This is a genomic window from Rhodococcus sp. IEGM 1354 (assembly GCF_030056855.1).
In the GTDB taxonomy this organism is placed as follows: domain Bacteria; phylum Actinomycetota; class Actinomycetes; order Mycobacteriales; family Mycobacteriaceae; genus Rhodococcoides.
This window is the reverse complement of sequence record NZ_JASHKT010000008.1, coordinates 60684-77355: the sequence shown is the minus strand read 5'-3', so window position 1 is coordinate 77355 and position 16672 is coordinate 60684. Positions and strand designations below refer to the sequence as shown.

At 64.0% G+C, this 16672-nt stretch carries 15 protein-coding genes; 4 read left to right on the top strand and 11 right to left on the bottom strand.

The features are described 5' to 3' along the window. Window positions 1-2: 2 nt before the first annotated feature. Genes QM588_RS18270 through QM588_RS18250 form a run of 5 tightly spaced genes read right to left on the bottom strand, consistent with a single transcriptional unit; the run spans window position 3 to window position 4970 of the window. The gene (locus QM588_RS18270; RefSeq protein ID WP_283315409.1) at window positions 3-881 is read right to left on the bottom strand and encodes an NAD(P)-dependent oxidoreductase; all 879 of its coding nucleotides are present in this window, start codon (window positions 879-881) and stop codon (window positions 3-5) included. Window positions 882-930: 49 nt separating this feature from the next. After that, window positions 931-2004 carry a 2,3-butanediol dehydrogenase gene (locus tag QM588_RS18265; protein WP_032384831.1) on the bottom strand — a complete coding sequence of 358 codons (1074 nt, stop codon included), beginning with the start codon at window positions 2002-2004 and terminating at the stop codon, window positions 931-933. A gap of 49 nt (window positions 2005-2053) precedes the next feature. After that, the gene (locus tag QM588_RS18260) at window positions 2054-2827 is read right to left on the bottom strand and encodes an SDR family NAD(P)-dependent oxidoreductase (protein ID WP_201011470.1); all 774 of its coding nucleotides are present in this window, start codon (window positions 2825-2827) and stop codon (window positions 2054-2056) included. After that, complete coding sequence (locus tag QM588_RS18255) at window positions 2824-3909, bottom strand: SDR family oxidoreductase (protein ID WP_283315404.1); 1086 nt, start codon at window positions 3907-3909, stop codon at window positions 2824-2826. Before QM588_RS18255 ends, QM588_RS18260 begins: the two co-directional genes overlap by 4 nt. Beyond that, window positions 3906-4970: a zinc-dependent alcohol dehydrogenase gene (locus QM588_RS18250; RefSeq protein WP_283315403.1), complete on the bottom strand. Its 1065-nt coding sequence runs from the start codon at window positions 4968-4970 to the stop codon at window positions 3906-3908. The genes QM588_RS18255 and QM588_RS18250 overlap by 4 nt, the downstream gene beginning before the upstream one ends. A 228-nt stretch (window positions 4971-5198) precedes the next feature. Between QM588_RS18250 and QM588_RS18245 the strand changes: the two genes are divergently transcribed. Continuing rightward, complete coding sequence (locus QM588_RS18245) at window positions 5199-5921, top strand: helix-turn-helix domain-containing protein (protein ID WP_032384944.1); 723 nt, start codon at window positions 5199-5201, stop codon at window positions 5919-5921. A gap of 7 nt (window positions 5922-5928) precedes the next feature. Here the strand turns inward: QM588_RS18245 and QM588_RS18240 are convergent, their stop codons facing one another. The 5 genes from QM588_RS18240 to QM588_RS18220 all read right to left on the bottom strand — a co-directional run bounded on the left by QM588_RS18240 (window position 5929) and on the right by QM588_RS18220 (window position 12535). Then, window positions 5929-6699 (bottom strand): SDR family NAD(P)-dependent oxidoreductase, encoded by a 771-nt coding sequence (locus QM588_RS18240; RefSeq protein ID WP_283315401.1) that lies wholly within the window; start codon window positions 6697-6699, stop codon window positions 5929-5931. A 34-nt stretch (window positions 6700-6733) separates the two neighbouring features. Continuing rightward, a complete protein-coding gene (locus tag QM588_RS18235) occupies window positions 6734-7708 on the bottom strand; it encodes a zinc-dependent alcohol dehydrogenase (RefSeq protein ID WP_283315400.1) in 975 nt (324 codons plus the stop codon). A gap of 36 nt (window positions 7709-7744) precedes the next feature. After that, window positions 7745-10255: an ATP-binding cassette domain-containing protein gene (locus QM588_RS18230; RefSeq protein WP_283315399.1), complete on the bottom strand. Its 2511-nt coding sequence runs from the start codon at window positions 10253-10255 to the stop codon at window positions 7745-7747. 41 nt (window positions 10256-10296) lie between these two features. Then, complete coding sequence (locus QM588_RS18225) at window positions 10297-11382, bottom strand: ABC transporter substrate-binding protein (RefSeq protein WP_094664413.1); 1086 nt, start codon at window positions 11380-11382, stop codon at window positions 10297-10299. A gap of 67 nt (window positions 11383-11449) precedes the next feature. Next, window positions 11450-12535 (bottom strand): ABC transporter permease, encoded by a 1086-nt coding sequence (locus QM588_RS18220; protein ID WP_222059836.1) that lies wholly within the window; start codon window positions 12533-12535, stop codon window positions 11450-11452. 382 nt (window positions 12536-12917) lie between these two features. Between QM588_RS18220 and QM588_RS18215 the strand changes: the two genes are divergently transcribed. From QM588_RS18215 to QM588_RS18205, 3 genes are read left to right on the top strand one after another with little or no spacing between them, the layout of a single operon-like run. Then, the gene (locus QM588_RS18215) at window positions 12918-13319 is read left to right on the top strand and encodes a nuclear transport factor 2 family protein (RefSeq protein ID WP_032384825.1); all 402 of its coding nucleotides are present in this window, start codon (window positions 12918-12920) and stop codon (window positions 13317-13319) included. 35 nt (window positions 13320-13354) lie between these two features. Then, a complete protein-coding gene (locus tag QM588_RS18210) occupies window positions 13355-14425 on the top strand; it encodes a maleylacetate reductase (protein WP_283315588.1) in 1071 nt (356 codons plus the stop codon). 1 nt (window position 14426) lies between these two features. After that, window positions 14427-15326: a dioxygenase family protein gene (locus tag QM588_RS18205; RefSeq protein WP_283315395.1), complete on the top strand. Its 900-nt coding sequence runs from the start codon at window positions 14427-14429 to the stop codon at window positions 15324-15326. A gap of 36 nt (window positions 15327-15362) precedes the next feature. On the opposite strand, the gene QM588_RS18200 is transcribed toward QM588_RS18205, so the two are convergent. Beyond that, window positions 15363-16607, bottom strand: a complete 1245-nt coding sequence (locus tag QM588_RS18200; RefSeq protein ID WP_032369020.1) for an ATP-binding protein — start codon at window positions 16605-16607, stop codon at window positions 15363-15365. Window positions 16608-16672 lie beyond the last annotated feature (65 nt).

Genomic DNA, 16672 nt, shown 5'->3' with positions numbered 1-16672 from the left:
GGTCAGCGCTCGGACGGCGTCAAGAATTCGAGCACTGCCGCCATGTCCTTGGCCCCGAGTCCGGAGTCCAACGCCCCGTCGAGAACGTTCCCGACGGTTGTGGCCTGGGGAAGCTCGAGCCCGTGGTCGCGGGCGAGCGCGAGTCCCAGGCCTACGTCCTTGTGCAAGAGCGACAACGGGAATGCCACACCAGCCGCGGACGGGTCGAGAAAGTGTTCCTTCTTGTAGCCCACGTACGGCGCAGCCACCGCGCTGGAACCCAACACCTCGTACAGGGCGGCCGGTGCCAAACCGGCCGACTCACCGAGAATCAGTGCTTCGGCAACGGCCTGGTTCAATGCAGCGAGAACCGAATTGACGGCGAGTTTCGCCACCGAAGCAGTACCGGCCGCACCGGTGTGGAACTGCGCGCGCGTCACTGCCTCCAACACCGGCTTCAGGTAGGTGAACTGTTCGTCGTCGCACCCGACCATGGTCGTGATCTGCCCGGTCTCGGCCAGGCTCACACTGCCCGATACCGGGGCGTCGACCACCGCTGTACCCGATCCTGCTGCGCGCTCGGCGAACTCGCGCACGGCGGTCGGCCCGACCGTCCCCATCACCACATGAAGGTGTTCCGCCGCGCCGGCTGTCGCAATTCCGTGCTCACCGAACAGCACCTCCTCGGTCGCTGCCGCATCGGGCAACATACTGAAGGAGATCTCGGCTCGCGCCAGATCGGCGGGCGTCGTGGTGATCGTCATTCCCAGATCGACCAGGCCGGCCGGCGCTGTCTCCGACGTCAGGTACAGGTCGTAGGCGGTGACCGTGTGGCCCGCCTCGAGGAAGCGGCGCACCATATGGGTACCCATGCGGCCGACTCCGGCGAATCCGATGTGCATTGTCTCTCCTAGGGTGGGGCGGGCCATCAAGTGTGTACTTCGATGTCGATCAGGACGTCGGTGCGTCGCCGACCCGCACCAGGAGCTTCTGGGCGTCACCGTTCGGGTCCAGCAGCCGCTCGAATCCGTCGGCGACGATGTTCTCGACGTCGATGATTTCGCTGACCACTTTCTCCACCGGGTAGCGTCCCGACGCGACCAGTGCGATGATGCGCGGCCAGTCGTATACCGGGTAGCACCAGGTGCCCACCAGAGTCAGGTCCTTGTTGGACATGGCCATTGGATCAATCGTTGCGGGCTTGACGTGCAGACCGACCTGCGCGACGGTTCCTCCGGAGCGAACGCTGTCGAGCGCTGCCGTCAATCCGTGCTGATGACCCGAGCATTCCGCTGCGGCGTCGACTCCGATACCGCCGGTCAGGGCGCGGACGGCCGCGGGCACATCCTGCACCGTCGGATCCAGCACCTCAGCAATACCGAATGCCTCGATCAGCGCGCGGCGCTTGGCATTCGGCTCCGAGACGATGATCTTCGCTGCGCCCGACGCATGCGCATACAAAGCGGACAGGGCCCCGATCGGTCCAGCACCCGTGATGAGGATGGTGTCCCCTGCTCGCAACCCCGTGCAGTCGACGCCGTAGGCGGCCACCGCTGCCGGCTCGATCAGCGCGCCCTGGACATCACTGACGCTGTCCGGTAGCACCGACACCTGTTGTTCCTGCACCGCAACCAGTTCGGAGATTCCTCCGCCGCCCCAGCTCAGACCGGTGCAGGCCATGATCACACACAGATGGTTCAGTCCGCGTCGGCAGTAGTAGCACTTACCGCAGGTGACGAGCGGCATCACCGACACACGATCGCCCACCGCGACCGACTCGACGTCGGAGCCGATCTCGACTACGCGCGCCGAGAATTCGTGTCCGAACACCTGCGGCGCTTTCGCACCGGTGAGTGCGTGGGGTTCGGTCGGAATGACGATCGGACCGAAGGCGTACTCGTGCAGGTCCGTTCCGCAGATGCCGCAGAAGAACGGTCGAAGCAGAACCTCGCCCGGGCCCACCTTCGGGGCCGGAACGTCTTCTACCCGTACATCGTGTCGGTCGTGAAATACCGCAGCGCGCATAGCTTTCTCCTGAAGTCGAAAAATCTGTGTGAAGGGGCGAGGTCCTGCGTCAGACCGCGGTGATTCCGCCGTCGATGGTGACCGCGGAACCGGTCTGATAGCCGACGTCCTCGCGCAGCAGGAAGACCACCAGCTCGGCGATCTCCTCGGGAGATCCGTACCGCCGAAGCGGTGTGCCTTCGATGAACCGGTCGCGCTCGAAGTTCGGATCGTCCGGGTTGACCAGACTTTCGGACCTCGACATCAACGGAGTGTCGACCGGTCCGGGGCAGATGCAGTTCACCCGAATGCCGTGGGCCGCGGATTCGGCTGCAGCACTGCGCGTCAGCCCCAGAACGGCGTGCTTGGTCACCACGTAGTCGGAGCGATCAGGAGCGCCCTTGAGGCTGAGAATCGAACCGGTGTTGACCACCGCTCCACCCCCGGACCGCTGCAGCAGCGGGAGCACGTTCTTCAGTCCGAAGAACATTCCGTTGAGGTTGACGTCCACCACCGATCGCCATTCGCTCTCGGTGGTATCGACGATGGACTTGTGCACTCCCTCGACCCCGGCGTTGTTGAAGAACAGTCGCGGTTCGCCGATCAGCGAGGTCGCGGCGTCCGCATACGCCTTCACCTGATCGTGAACGGACACATCGGCGGCGAACGGATGGATCTCGCCCTCCGACTCCGCAGCCGTGCGCTCTGCGGCCGCCATGTTCATGTCGACGGCGAGCACTCGGGCACCCAACGACGCCAGCCGATGCGCCACTGCCCGGCCGATGCCGCTGCCGGCACCGGTGACTATTGCACCCTTGTTCGTGAACTGAGACTGTTCGTTCATCGCTGACTCCTCGGGAGGATTCCGGCCGCGCGGTAACTCTCGGTCTTGTCCATGAAACTCTCGAACGTGGATCGGAACCCGAGGAAACCGGCCTTGCGGCTTTTCGTCATATCGGTCAAGCATTCGATGTCGCGGCCCAGGTCGCCGTCCGTATGCCACCAGGACGCCAGACGATCGACATCTGCTTCGACCAGATCGTGCTTCGCCGCGATCTCGGCCCACACCTTCGCGGCGTCACCCATGCGTTCGGCGAGCGGCTTGGGGGCATCGGCGAAACCGACGGGTTCGACGCCGAACGCCTCCGCGATCTGTGGCCACATCCAGCGCCATCGGAACACGTCACCGTTCGCGATGTTGAAGGCTTCGTTCTCGCCCTCGACATGTGTTGCCGCCCAGATCATCTGCTCGGCGAGAAGGTCCGCATCGGTGATGTCGGTCAAGCCGTTCCACTGGGTATCCGAACCGGGGAACACGAACGGCGCACCGGTCTCGCGGCAGATCTCGGCGTACACGCCCAGCGTGAGCGCCATGTTCATCGCGTTCCCCACCGCGTAACCGAAGACGGTGTGCGCTCGGTGCACACTCCAGGTGAACCCCTGCGCTTCCGACGCCGAGAACAGTTCGTCCTCTTGGGTGTAGTAGAAGTTCGGGTTCGGCAGCCTGGGTTCGCTCTCGTGGAACGGAGTTTCGGCCATGACACCGGTCGCGTAATCGTCGAACGGGCCGAGATAGTGCTTCAGGCCGGTCATCAGCGCGACGTGACGCAGCGCGGACTTGCCCTTCATCGCACCGAGGACGTTGCGGATGATGCTGCCGTTGACCTCGATGTTCTCGGCCTCCGAGTCCTGCTTCATCCAGGCCGTGATGAACACGATCTCCGGGTCGACGCCGTCGAGTGCTGCAGCCAACGACTCCGGATCGAGCAGATTCGCCGAGACCGGCACCACGCCCTCGACCGGATTGGTCGTGCCGCGGGCCAGACCGTAGGTGGTCCATCCTGCGTCGACGAGCTGGCGCGAGATCGTCTGGCCGGCAATCCCGGTGGCACCGATGACGAGCGCCGCCTTGCTGGGCGCGCTCATCGGATGGCCGGATCGATAAGGACCTTGCCTTCGACCTTGCCGGTCGAGAGCCGCTCCAGCGCCGCGGGCAGATCTGCCAGCCCCACAGGTGCTTCGGCCAGCTCCTTGCCGAGCGGTCCGGTGTTCAGAATGTCCAGTGCGGCAGGTAGATCGGTGTCGCACACGTGCGCGAGGGTGGTCTCGAGAGTGATCTCTCGGAAAACGAGCGAATGCACGTCCAGCTCCGGTTTCTCTTTGGGAATTCCTACTGCGAGTACGCGGCCGCCATCGGCCACCATGGTCAACGCCGAGACCAATTGGCCGGGCGCTCCACTTGCTTCGATGACGACGTCCGGCTTCTTTCCGCCCAGTGCCTCGATGATCTCCGCGCCGAGGTCCTCGGACGGAGTCAGCGTGCGATGCGCTCCGAGGCGCGTCGCACGATCGAGCCGCTTCCCCGGGAAGTCGACGACGGTGACATCGACATCCACCAGGTGCTTCAGGCCGGCGAGGACGAACGAACCGATGGCACCGGCACCGATGACGACGACGTTGTCACCGTCACGGGCACCAGAGCGCCGCGCAGCGTGAATGCCGACGGCCAATGGCTGAGCGAGTCCGGCATAGTCGACGGACAGTCCTTCGGGCAACGCTCGCAGCGTCTTCGACGGGACGCTCACGTACTCCGCCATGCCGCCGTCGACGTTGAGTCCGAGGGTCTTGTAGGTCGCGCACTGGTTGGTGCGGCCTTCTTTGCATCGTCGGCATGTGCCACACCAGATTCCGGCCCCGGTAGCCACCAGATCTCCGATCTTGTTCTCGGAGTCGGGGTCTGCTTCGACCACCTCGCCGACGAATTCGTGGCCGAGGATCAACGGGCCCTGATGTCCACTGTGGGGGTGCCGCCGCAGCACCGGGAAGGTCTTGGGTCCGGCCACCCATTCCGAGGCGTCGGTGCCGCAGATACCCGAGCGCAGAACACGGACGAGCGCTTCACCCGACGCACGTCGCGGAACCGGAACCTCCTCGACGCGGATGTCGCGCGCGCCGTAGTACACGGCCGCCTGCATGGTGTCGGGCACAATTCCTCCTGGACGAATTTCGAATGTGATGCACGCTACTTGTTAAGTGTAGAGTAACACTGCACATGTTCAGTGCCAAGCGGTTACGGCACGAAAACCTGTGCGAGAACGTGGAACAGCGGAATGACCGAGCAATGAGACAATCGATGCACTACGGTCCGTCCAGTGGGTGCGTACACCCGGCATCAGGGGGCGACGTTGATTGCAGAGGTGGGAGGCGACGGAAGAATGACCGAAGAGAGCGTCGAGGTCGAATCGGCCGAGACGGCCGTTCAGATGAACGCGCAAATGGGCTTGCGACTGCGTGGAGCGCGCGAGAAGGCGAACATGTCGTTGCGGGAGATGGCACGTCGAGTTCATCTGTCCCCCAGCTTCATCTCTCAGGTCGAGCTCGGACGGACGGCACCCTCGGTGGGCACGCTGTACGCCATGGTCACCGAGTTGGGTCTCTCGCTCGACTCTCTGATGGCCGAGGACGTAGCACCGCATGACCTCGAATCCCCGCGGCCTACACCGTCGACTCGGCCGAAGCTCGCGGACCGAACCGAGGTAGCCCACGCGAACGGCAGTGCGCGAGCGTCCTCGGTTCAGCCGCTCCCGGAGGTGGGAGCGCTTCCCGGCCTGCAGCGGGCCGACGAACGACCCGAGTTGTATCTCGGGGGTGTGCGTTGGGAACGCCTGACGCCGGACGACGACCCGGACGTGGAGTTCCTCCGCGTCACCTACCCGGCTGGAACCGAATCCTGCCCCGCAGACAATCTGATGAACCACGGCGGCAAGGAGTACATCCACATCCTGTCCGGACGATTGGAGATTCAGGTGGCCTTCGCCCGGCAGGTGCTCGGCCCGGGTGACAGTCTCCATTTCGACTCGTCCATTCCGCATCGACTGAGCAACCCGCACGACGAGACCTGTGTCGCAATCTGGTTCGTGGTCGGTCGGCAGAAATGATGCGGTCTCACACCGCCGTGTAACCGCCGTCGACCACCAGCGCGGCACCGTGCACGAAGCGGGCCTCGTCACTGGCCAGGAACAGCACGGCGTTGGCGACGTCCTCCGGCTCACCGACGTGACCGATCGGATGCTTGGGCTCCATGATGTCGAGGTAGCCGCGCAGCCCGCCTTCGCTGCGTTCGGCCAGTTCACGCACGAACGGAGTCAGGATGGTGCCCGGGTGGACGGAGTTCACCCTGATGCCGTCGCGTCCGTACGTCACCGCGTCCTTCTTCGTCATGATCGTGACCGCGCCTTTGGCGGCGTGATACGGGGCCATCTCGTGCGATCCGACGAGTCCGTAGATCGACGAGATGTTGACGATGCTGCCGCCGCCGTTGGCCCGTAGGTGCCCGATCGCGTGCTTGGTGCAGAAGAAGACGCCCTTCACATCGACCGCGAAGACTGCGTCCCACTCTGCCTCGGTGACCTCGTGGGTGGGCTTGTCGACACCGGAGATGCCTGCGTTGTTGACGAGGATGTCGAGCTTCCCGAATTCTGCGGACACCTGCTCGAACACCGAGGACACCTCGGCCTCGTCACTGACATCCAATCGCCAGAACGCCGCCCGGCCGCCCTGTTCCTCGATCAGTCGGACGGTCTCCACTCCGTCCTTCTCGGAGACGTCGGTGACGGCGACGGCAGCTCCGTGCGCAGCGAACAGCGTTGCCATGGCACGGCCCATTCCCTTGCCGGATCCGGTGACGATGGCGACTTTGTCGGTCAGACGAGACATGAAGGGTCCTCGGTGTCGTATGGGTTTCGGGATTTCAGAGAGTTGCGTCGAAGGTGATGTGCACCTTGATGTTCTCGGCCGGCTTCTGTGCCTCGTCGAGAGCGGTCACGGCATCGTCGGCGGCGATTTCGCGGGTCACCAGTCCACCGAGATCGAGCCCGCTCCTGGCGATGAAACGCAGCGTCGCCGGCCACACGCCCGGCGAGCCGATCGCGCCACGGATGTCGAGTTCCTTGGATTGGATGAGCCCCAGTTTCGCCGGTGCCGATCGTCCGACGTCGATACCGATGTACACCACTCGGGCGCGATGCCCGGCGAATTCGAGTGCACTGGCCATGACCTCGGGACGGCCCGTTGCCTCGACGACGACATCGGCACCTCGGCCGTTGCTCACCTTCTCGAGCAGTTCGTCCACCTCGTCCGGGGTGACCGCATGTGCTGCACCGAGTTTCAACGCCGCCTGCCGGCGTCCCTCGGAAGGTTCGACCACGATGGTCGTCGCCCCGAGCGCGGCGCCACCGGCAACCACCCCGAGCCCGATCGGTCCGGCTCCGAGCACGACGAGTACGTCGCTCGCGTTGACGTTTCCGGCGCGCATCAACCCGTAGTAGCCGCAGCTGAACGGTTCGACGAGCGCGCCGCTGGTGAACGAGACCTCGTCGGGAAGCTTGTGCAGCCACGCAGGTTTGACGACGAAGAACTCCGCCGCTGCGCCGCTGATGGAGAACCCGAAGTGGTCCTCGCCGATGACGCATTCTCCGACGACACGGTCGCCCACCTGGAAGCCGTCGACGTCGGCACCCACCTTCGCCACCTCACCGGACCACTCGTGGCCGGGAATGATCGGGTACTCGAACGGGATGATGTAGCGGCCCTCGAGCAGTTCGATATCGGAATGGCAGACGCCGACCGACCGTGCGGCGATCAGAACTTCGTCCGCCGCGATCGCAGGGATATCGAGGTCGGCAACCTCGGCCTTGTTCTCTGCGACGAATCTGAGTGCTTTCACTGCTGTCTCCTCTGTATGACGTTCTTGTGCGGAAGGTCAGTGCGTGCGGGCCGAATTGCGCTGCTGCAGAGCGATGTACAGGACGGCGGCCACGATGACGATGGCTCCCTGCAGCCAGTACTGCCAGGCCGTATCGAGGCGCAGGAAGTTGGCCAGGGCCAGAATCACCTGCAGCAGAAGCGCTCCGAGCAGTACGGCGATCGGCGAACCGCTACCGCCGCGCAGCAGCGTTCCGGCCACGACGACCGCGGTGATGGCCGACAAGGTGAAACCGATCCCCTGGTTCGGGTCACCGACGCCGACCTGTCCGACCAGCATGATGCCGCCCAGCATCGTCATCAACGAGCAGCCGATGTAGGCCGCGGTGACGGTGAGGCCGGTGCGGACGCCCATCTTTTCGGCGATGACGCTGTCCGATCCCGAAGCGCGAAGCGCTATTCCGGGCCGAGCGAAGCGAAGAACGGTACCGAGTGCCACCGCTGCGAGTACCGCGACCACGAAGGCCACTGGAACCGGGCCGACGCTGTAATTGATGACATCGAGAATGGCGAAGTCGACGTATCCGTCGATCTCGGGTCGGAGCAGCAGCGAGATTCCCTGAATTCCGATGTAGGTCACCAGTGTCGCTGCCACAGCAGTGAAGCCGAGGCCGCGGATCAATCCGCCGTTGATTGCGCCGACGATGATCGCGGCGGCGACGGCCACCGCAACACCGGCCACCAGACTCCCCACCGACGCCCCGTCGAACCAGAAGAACGACATGATCACCAGCACCAGCCCGGTGAGAGGTCCCACCGACAGATCGATGCCGCCGGTCATCACCACCAGCATCTGGCCGAGCGCGATGAAACCGAGCGCCGTGGTGGTGAGCAGTACCGATACGAGGTTGGCTTCACCGAGGAACCGTGCGTTCTGCGTCGTGGCGATCAGGGACAGCAGCACGATGGCCCCGAGCAGTGTGTAGGCGGGCAGTGATCGAGCGATTTTGCTCGGAGGCTTGTCCACCGCCCCGACTCCTGTTGCCGCCGCAGCGCTTCGGTGTCCGGTGGCCGACACCATGGCTTGCATCATGTTGTGTTCGGTCACCGCGTCACCGCTGAGGGACTCGACGACGGCACCGCGGGAGACGACCAGAACCCGGTCGCACAATCCCTCGAGTTCGACGGCGTCGGAGGACAGCACGACGATTGCCATACCGTCGTCCGCGGCCGCTCGTAGCTGCGAATAGATCTCGGCGCGGGCCCCGGCGTCGACGCCCTGCGTCGGCTCCTCGGCCAGAATGAGCGTGGGCTCGGACAGCAACGCTCGGGCCAGGACCACCTTCTGCTGGTTGCCTCCGGAGAGGTTCCCCACCGAGGTCTCGACGCTCGGTGCCTTGACGGTCAGGGCCTTGGCCATCGCCGTCGTGAGTCGACTTTCGCGGCTCTTGTCGATGATGCCGTTGGACACGAATCGCCCGAACGCGCCGAGGGCGGAATTCTCCCGGATCGAGAATTCCGGCAATACGCCTTCTCCTGCGCGATCGGCAGGCATGAACGCGATTCCGGCGCGGTGTGCGTCGGCGGACGACTTCAGCGTCAATCGATCACCGCCCAGCCGGACGGTGCCGGTGGATTCGGTGAGACCGGCCAGGGCACGGAGCAACGCGACCTGGCCGTTGCCCGCGACACCGGCGAGACCGACGATCTCGCCCGCACCGACCGTGAACGAGATGTCCTCGAAATCGGAGCTCGACAGATTCTCGACGACGAGGCCTTCCGCACTCGGGCCGCTGCCCTTCGGCGGGAACACGGCGTCGACGTCGCGGCCTGCGATGAGCGTGATGATCTCGTCGTCGGTGAGGGACTGTGGATCGTAGGAGCCGCGCACCCGGCCGTCGCGAAGAATGGTCATCGTGTCCGCCAGTTCCCGGACCTCGGGAATGCGGTGGGTGATGTAGACGACCGCTACCCCGGCTGCAGCAAACCGACGAACCTGCTCGAAGAGCAGATCCACCTTGTCCTGCACCAACGGTGCCGTCGGCTCGTCGAGAATGAGCACCTTGGTGTCGATCGCGAGTGCCTTGGCGATCTCGATCAGTTGACGCTCGGCGATGGGGAGGTCGGCGCACTTGGTGTCCGGGTGCACGGTGCATCCCACCACCGCCAGCTTCTCGGTGACCCACGGCCCCATCTCGAAGACCGAGGGGCGCAGATGGCGAGGAATGGCGAGAACGAGATTCTCGGCGACCGTCAGGTCCGGCAACAGAGCCGGAGTCTGATGGACGATGGAGATGCCGAGTTCGAGAGCGTCGGCGGGCGTCAAGCCGGTCCGCTCCTCGCCCGCGACGACCACCGATCCCGACGTCGGGGTCAGCGTTCCCGAGATGATCGACATCAGCGTCGACTTGCCTGCGCCGTTCTCACCCAGCAGCGCGTGCACCTGCCCCGGCCTGATGTCGATGTCGACACCGGCCAGTGCGGTCACCGGGCCGAACGTCATGCCGATTCCACGGACCTGAAGGTACGGCTCGGCGAGAGTGACTGTGGACGTGGATCTCTCGTTCATCGAAGCTCCTGACAGCACTGGCTGCGGTGTGATCGGACGTGTCATTGCAGTACCTCTCCGATGCGCTGCGGATCGAGCGTGCTCGACAGGAGCGCGTCCTCGGGCAGATTCGGCTCGCAGATCGGTGCGCTCGGTGCACCACTGATCGAGTCCTCGAAGGCAACCGGCACATCGACTTTCGACTCGGGTGCGACGCCTCCGGTGGCCTCGGCCACGACGTGCTGGACGGCCAACCGGACCATGTAGGTCTGCGAGGTGACCGTGAACAGCTCGAACCCGGGATTGGCGTCCTTCAATTGCTCGTACTGGCACGACAATCCGTTGGAATCGGCCGACGCGATCAGCGGAAGCGGACGGCCGGCCTGCTGAAATGCCGTCATGATGCTGGTCGCGGCGAAGTCCGTCATGACCGCATCGATCTGCGGGAAGCGCGACAGCATCGTCGAGGTGGCCTGCTGGGTTTCCGCGGGCGTCCAGTTGGTGACGGTGAACGGCTGGTCGCCGATCAACTTGATACCCGGATGATCGGCCAGGACTTCCTGCATGCCTTCGTATTCCGCGAGATCCTGAGAGTTCGCGGGCGGTCCGCCGAGGAACAGAACGTTGCCCTCACCGTTGGGCAGCGACTTCACCAGCCACTCGGCATACAGGCGGCCGATCGCGCCGAAGTCCGCGGCCACGAAGGTGGTGTACTCCGACCCCTCGGAGCCACCGGGAGAAATTCGGTACGGAACGACGGCGACGCCGGCCTTGTACTCGTAGCGCAGCGCCGGAAGAACGGCCTTGCCCGAGTCGGGGAACACGAGCATTCCGTCGACGCCCTGAGCGCCGAGGCTCTTGATGTCGGCGATCGCCTTCTGCGTGTCACCCTGGGCATCGGTGGTGATGAAGTCCGTGACGGACGAGCACTTGGCGAGTTCGTCCTGCAGTTCGGCGAAGTTGGTTCGCTTCCAACTGTTTCCACCGCTGCCGTCAGCGAATCCGATGACGGCAGAGTTGGGGCCGCACCAGTCCGGCCGCGGCTCGCTGCTGGACACGGTCTCGAAGCCGCCCACCGAGCAGCCCGCGATCAGGGCGGCGACAGGCAACAGCGTCATCATCCGCAGGGTGTAGGTCTTGAGCTTCATCGATGGTGTCCTCGAGTCAAGGGGGAAGAACGAATGTCGTAGCGGGGCAGGTCCCGTGTGCCGGCGGTCATGACACCTCGACCGGCTTCCTGGGTTCCTCGACGGCAGCCGTGCGACGGGTGCGTCCGGGCCGGAAACCGCTGTGGAAGGCCACACCGAGGCCGAGCGCGAGAGCCTGGATGAGGATCTGCCAGCCGTACGCGAGTCCCAGAGTCGACGCCAAACGGTCGACCTGGGTGAAGAAGACTGCGGCGATCAACGAGGCGAGCACACTGCCCTTACCGCCGAGCAGCGATGTGCCACCGAGAACCACTGCGGCCACCGACGGCAGAAGGTAGGTGTTGCCCTCGCTGATTCCAGGAGTGTTGACGATGCCGGTCAGCAACACGCCGGCGACGGCGTAGAGCACGGCGGCCACGGAATACGCGCTCAACGTGTAGCGCAGCGGTGCGATGCCTGCCGCGACGGCCACCCGCGGATTGGCACCGACGGCCTCGAAGATGCGTCCGGTCGGGGTGAGGCGAACGACGACCCCGACGATGATCGTCAGGACGACCGCGACGACGACGGTCACCGGGACTCCGAGCACCGTCGATCCGATGACATCGGACAGTCCGGTCGGGGTACGACGTGCGGCACCCTCGGAGACCGCCCAGGTCGCGCCGATGAGCAGTGCATTCATACCCAGAGTCGCGACGATCGGAGCAACGTTCAATCGCGCGACCACAAAGCCCGAGACGGCTCCGGCCACTGCGGAGATGAGCAGTGCTGCGATCACGGCCATGACGATGGCACCGGTCGTACCGCTACTGGCGAGCTTGGTGACCACAACGACCGACAGTGAGAACACGCCCGGTACCGAAAGATCGATACCGCCCTGCTGCACGACCAGGGTCTGTCCGATCGCGACGACCGCGAGGATCGCCGCGAACGGCAACATCGCCGATATCGCGCCACTGCTGACGCTCTGCGGCGCGAGCAGGGCGCTGATCAGGAACAGAACTACGGTGGCAATTCCGATGGCGACAGCGCCTCGAGCTCGTCCGCTGAGGGCCGTCCCCACTACGCCTGCCGACGATCGTTCGTTTCCTGGAGTGGGCTCGACGCCCGTCGAGGGAGCCGGTCCTCCAACCGATTGACCATGTGATGTCACGAGAGTTCTCCGTTGATCGGGCGATGGGGGTGGTGGAGCCGGCGGCAGGTTCTGCAGCGAGAAAGTCAGCTGTGCGCGTCGCACGCGGCACATCGCGTCAGAATGTCCACCACTGCTGCATGAATGTCCTGTCCTGATTGAACTGTGCAGTGGGTCACTTTGTCAAGCAGCTCATGCGCTACGCCACTTTCAGGGGCCACAAGGGGTCTCTCAACTGCGGATACTGAAACTCGAGCCATGCCCGTAAGTGGCCGCCGAGGCCATGCGAACGCTGATCGGGCGAAGTAGAGAGTGTTCTGTGACAGTTGACACTTGCCATTCAGCTCCCTACCGTCATCACCTACCGGCACACCTGCGGCCGCTCGACTTTCCAGGAGAATCCATGACACAGGCACAGGAACTCGATATCGACGCCATCAAGGCCACGATCTCCGAGCTCGAGAACAAGCGCTACGCGGCAATCGTCGACGGCGATCTCGACGCCTTCGTGAGCTGCTGCCACCCGAACCTCGTGTACACCCACTCCGACGGCAGCCGCGACACGGTCGACTCGTACCTGAACAAGGTCACCTCGGGCTTCTACGTCTACCACCGCATCGATCACCCCACCGACGACATTCTCGTCTCGGGCGACACCGCAGTCGTCGTCGGCGAAATGAACGCGAGCATCACCGCCAACGGCAAAGAAAAAGAGCTGGTCAACAACTCGATTGCGGTGTGGGTCAAGGAGAACGACCAGTGGCTGCTGCTCGCCTACCAGCCCACTCCGCGCCCCTCGCACTGACGCGCACTCGACTCACCGACACACCGGAGGCACGGATGCTCGAATTCGAGCACGACACACTCGCACAACGCGTTCTGTTCGGAGCAGGTAAGGCCGCATCCAACCTCGCTGCCGAGGTCGGTCGACTCGGCGCGACGTCGGTCATGGTGATTGCAGGCCCCGCCGAAACCGAGCTGGCAACATCGGTGTGCAGCGAGATCGAGCCTCGCCTGATGTACTCCGAAGTGGTACAGCATGTTCCGATCGAGACAGCGGAGAAGGCACGCGCTGCAGCCCGCGAACACGAGGTGGATCTGCTGGTCTCCGTCGGCGGCGGTTCGACCACCGGTCTGGCGAAAGCCGTCGCCCTGACCAGTGGCATTCCCATCGTCGCCATTCCCACCACGTACGCGGGCTCGGAGGCCACGAATGTGTGGGGACTGACCGAGGCGTCGCGCAAGACCACCGGCGTCGACGCGCGAGTGCTCCCGACCACCGTGATCTACGACGTGCTCTCGCTGCTGACCCTTCCGGTGGAATTGAGTGTGGCGTCAGGACTCAACGCCCTGGCGCATTCCGTCGACTCGATGTGGGCTCCTCGGGCGGATCCGATCAATTCGACTCTCGCAGTGGAGGCCATCACTGCGCTGTCCAGCGGGCTTCGAGACATCAAGCGAGATTCCGCCAGCCAATCCGGCCATGAGCAAACCCTTTACGGCGCTTACCTTTCCGCGGTCGCCTTCGCGTCCGCGGGGTCCGGATTGCATCACAAGATCTGCCATGTTCTCGGTGGCACGTACAACATGCCGCATGCCCAGACGCATGCGATCGTGCTGCCCCACGTACTCGAGTACAACGCTCCGTATGCGCCCGCAGCCGAGCAGCGCATCGCGGCTGCTTTCGGGACCTCCACCGCGGTGGAGGGACTGTGGTCGCTCCGCACCGAACTCGAGGCACCGACCGCGCTGCGCGACTACGGTCTGAAGGAGTCCGATCTCGAGGAGGCCGCCGCGCTCGTTCTCGAAGCAGCTCCCGCGTCCAATCCGCGGCCCGTCACTGCTGAATCGCTGATGGCTTTGCTCCGTAATGCTTGGGCAGGAACGACTTCCGAGAACGAGGACCGCTGACATGGATATCGGCAACCGCACCGACGTCTCCTCCGAGCAGAGCGGCAGAGAGCGTGCGCTGACCGACAAGGTCGTCGCCAGCTTCGCCGACACCCCCGATCCGCGATTGCGAGAACTCCTCACCGGGTTGACCGAGCATCTCCATGCGTTCATTCGAGAAGTCCGACTGACCGAGGACGAGTGGGCCAAGGCCATCGAGTTCCTCACCGAAGTCGGTCACATCACCGATGACCGGCGTCAGGAATTCATCCTGCTGTCCGATGTTTTCGGTACCTCGATGCAGACCGTGACCGTCAACAACGAAGCGATCGCCGGTGAAACGGAGTCGACGGTGTTCGGTCCGTTCTTCGTCGACGACGCCCCCGCAATCGAGTCGGGCGGAGACATCTCCCACGGCGCACCGGGCCAGGCATGCTGGGTCGAGGGGACGGTCACCGATATATCAGGTGAACCCGTTGCGAATGCCCGGATCGAGGTGTGGGAAGCCGACGACGACGGTTTCTACGACGTCCAGTACTCCGACGGACGGGTTGCCGCTCGCGGTCACCTGTTCTCGGACGACAACGGGAAGTTCGCGTTCTGGGGCCTCACTCCGACTCCCTACCCGATTCCCTTCGACGGCCCCGTCGGACGGATGCTCGACGCCGCCGGACGCTCGCCGATGCGGGCATCGCACCTGCACTTCATGGTCACCGCCGAGGGTAAACGGACACTGATCACCCACATCTTCGTGCGCGGCGACGAACTGCTCGATCGCGATTCGGTGTTCGGCGTCAAGGATTCGCTCATCAAGGACTTCGTGGAACAGCCTGCGGGCACCCCCACTCCCGACGGTCGAGAACTGGGGGAAAACACATGGTCGAGAGTCGAATTCGACATCGTTCTCGCGCCGGAGCAGTAAAGGCCACGCCGACCCGGGGTAGCGATCGCGGCCCAGCTATGGCGCAAGCAAAGCCAACGGAATCACCGCGATACCGTCCTGCCGGCGGTAAGCGTGAGGACCTGTCGTCACTACGATCGCGTCCCTCATTCGACTGCCCACTGCGCTCCGAAGCCACTTCAGATGTCGGACATCGTGGTCCGTGATATCGGGCGAGACTTTCACCTCGATGCCGATGAACGATCCATCGCCTTGCTCGACGATCAGATCCACTTCGGCAGTCCTGCCACGGAAATGAAACAGCCTCGCCTCGTTCGCTTGCGCGTACACCTCGAGGCTTTGCGTTACGAACGACTCGAAAAGGTGCCCCAATCTGACGCCCGCCGAGCCGCCGGGCGTCAACAGGGACTCAGCTGTCACGCCGAGCAATCGAGCGCACAGGGCTGGATCCACTAGATGGTGCTTAGGTGCCTTGGCCAGCTTCCCCAACGAATTATCCTGCGGCAACCATGCTTCCACGTCATGCAGCATGCGCAGGCGACTGAGCACATCGCGATAGTTGATCGATGTTTGACGGGTTGGCTTGTGGGTCGCACCCGGCGTTGCCGCATCCCTGATCGACTCCCAGGATGCTGTTGTCGATGTGGCTGCGGCGTATGCAGTCATCCAGGCACGAAGGGATTCCGGACGTCGAACCACGTGGCCTTGCTCCGGAAAGTCGTGTTCGATGATCGCGTGCAGGTAGCCGTCCAAAGCTGCGCGATTCGCGCGACCGGCGAGACGACGGATGCCAGGGAAGCCGGAAACCAGCACTTCTTCGATGTAATCGCCGAGCACGGTCTCGGTCGAACCCGAAATAGTCACCTGCCGGGGAGACAGCAAGTCCTTCAGGGATACAGCCGAATCCGACGGCCGACGTTCGGCGAAGCTCAGAGGCCACATTCGTACACGGACAATTCGGCCTGCACCGGAGTGGACTACAGCGTCGGAAGGCGGCGCGCTTCCCGTCAGCAGAAATTGCCCACCCGACGCATCGTTGTCCACGGCTCTGCGAACCAAGTCCCATGACGGCGGGAATCGTTGCCATTCATCGATAAGCATGGGGCGCGCCGATCTCGCGAGCAGATCTGGGTCCGCAGAAATCAGCTGCCGATCCACCGCGTTGTCGAGTTCGAGAACCGACTTCGCACGGCGGGTGGCGGTAGCGGTCTTGCCTACGCCCTTCGCACCGTCGAGGTTGATCGCGGCTAGGTGAGGGAGGAGGTCGTCGAGCTCCTCGTCCACGATTCGCGGGACGTACATGGCACTGGACACGCAGCTATCATACAGATTTACCCTCGTCTATCATCCATTTTTCACACCATCTA

Coding starts and splice junctions, on each gene's coding strand:
- QM588_RS18200 (WP_032369020.1), bottom strand. CDS start 16,607: ATGTACGTCCCGCGAATCGTGGACGAGGAGCTCGACGACCTCCTCCCT.
- QM588_RS18265 (WP_032384831.1), bottom strand. CDS start 2,004: ATGCGCGCTGCGGTATTTCACGACCGACACGATGTACGGGTAGAAGAC.
- QM588_RS18205 (WP_283315395.1), top strand. CDS start 14,427: ATGGATATCGGCAACCGCACCGACGTCTCCTCCGAGCAGAGCGGCAGA.
- QM588_RS18240 (WP_283315401.1), bottom strand. CDS start 6,699: ATGTCTCGTCTGACCGACAAAGTCGCCATCGTCACCGGATCCGGCAAG.
- QM588_RS18225 (WP_094664413.1), bottom strand. CDS start 11,382: ATGAAGCTCAAGACCTACACCCTGCGGATGATGACGCTGTTGCCTGTC.
- QM588_RS18230 (WP_283315399.1), bottom strand. CDS start 10,255: ATGAACGAGAGATCCACGTCCACAGTCACTCTCGCCGAGCCGTACCTT.
- QM588_RS18245 (WP_032384944.1), top strand. CDS start 5,199: ATGACCGAAGAGAGCGTCGAGGTCGAATCGGCCGAGACGGCCGTTCAG.
- QM588_RS18210 (WP_283315588.1), top strand. CDS start 13,355: ATGCTCGAATTCGAGCACGACACACTCGCACAACGCGTTCTGTTCGGA.
- QM588_RS18215 (WP_032384825.1), top strand. CDS start 12,918: ATGACACAGGCACAGGAACTCGATATCGACGCCATCAAGGCCACGATC.
- QM588_RS18260 (WP_201011470.1), bottom strand. CDS start 2,827: ATGAACGAACAGTCTCAGTTCACGAACAAGGGTGCAATAGTCACCGGT.
- QM588_RS18255 (WP_283315404.1), bottom strand. CDS start 3,909: ATGAGCGCGCCCAGCAAGGCGGCGCTCGTCATCGGTGCCACCGGGATT.
- QM588_RS18270 (WP_283315409.1), bottom strand. CDS start 881: ATGCACATCGGATTCGCCGGAGTCGGCCGCATGGGTACCCATATGGTG.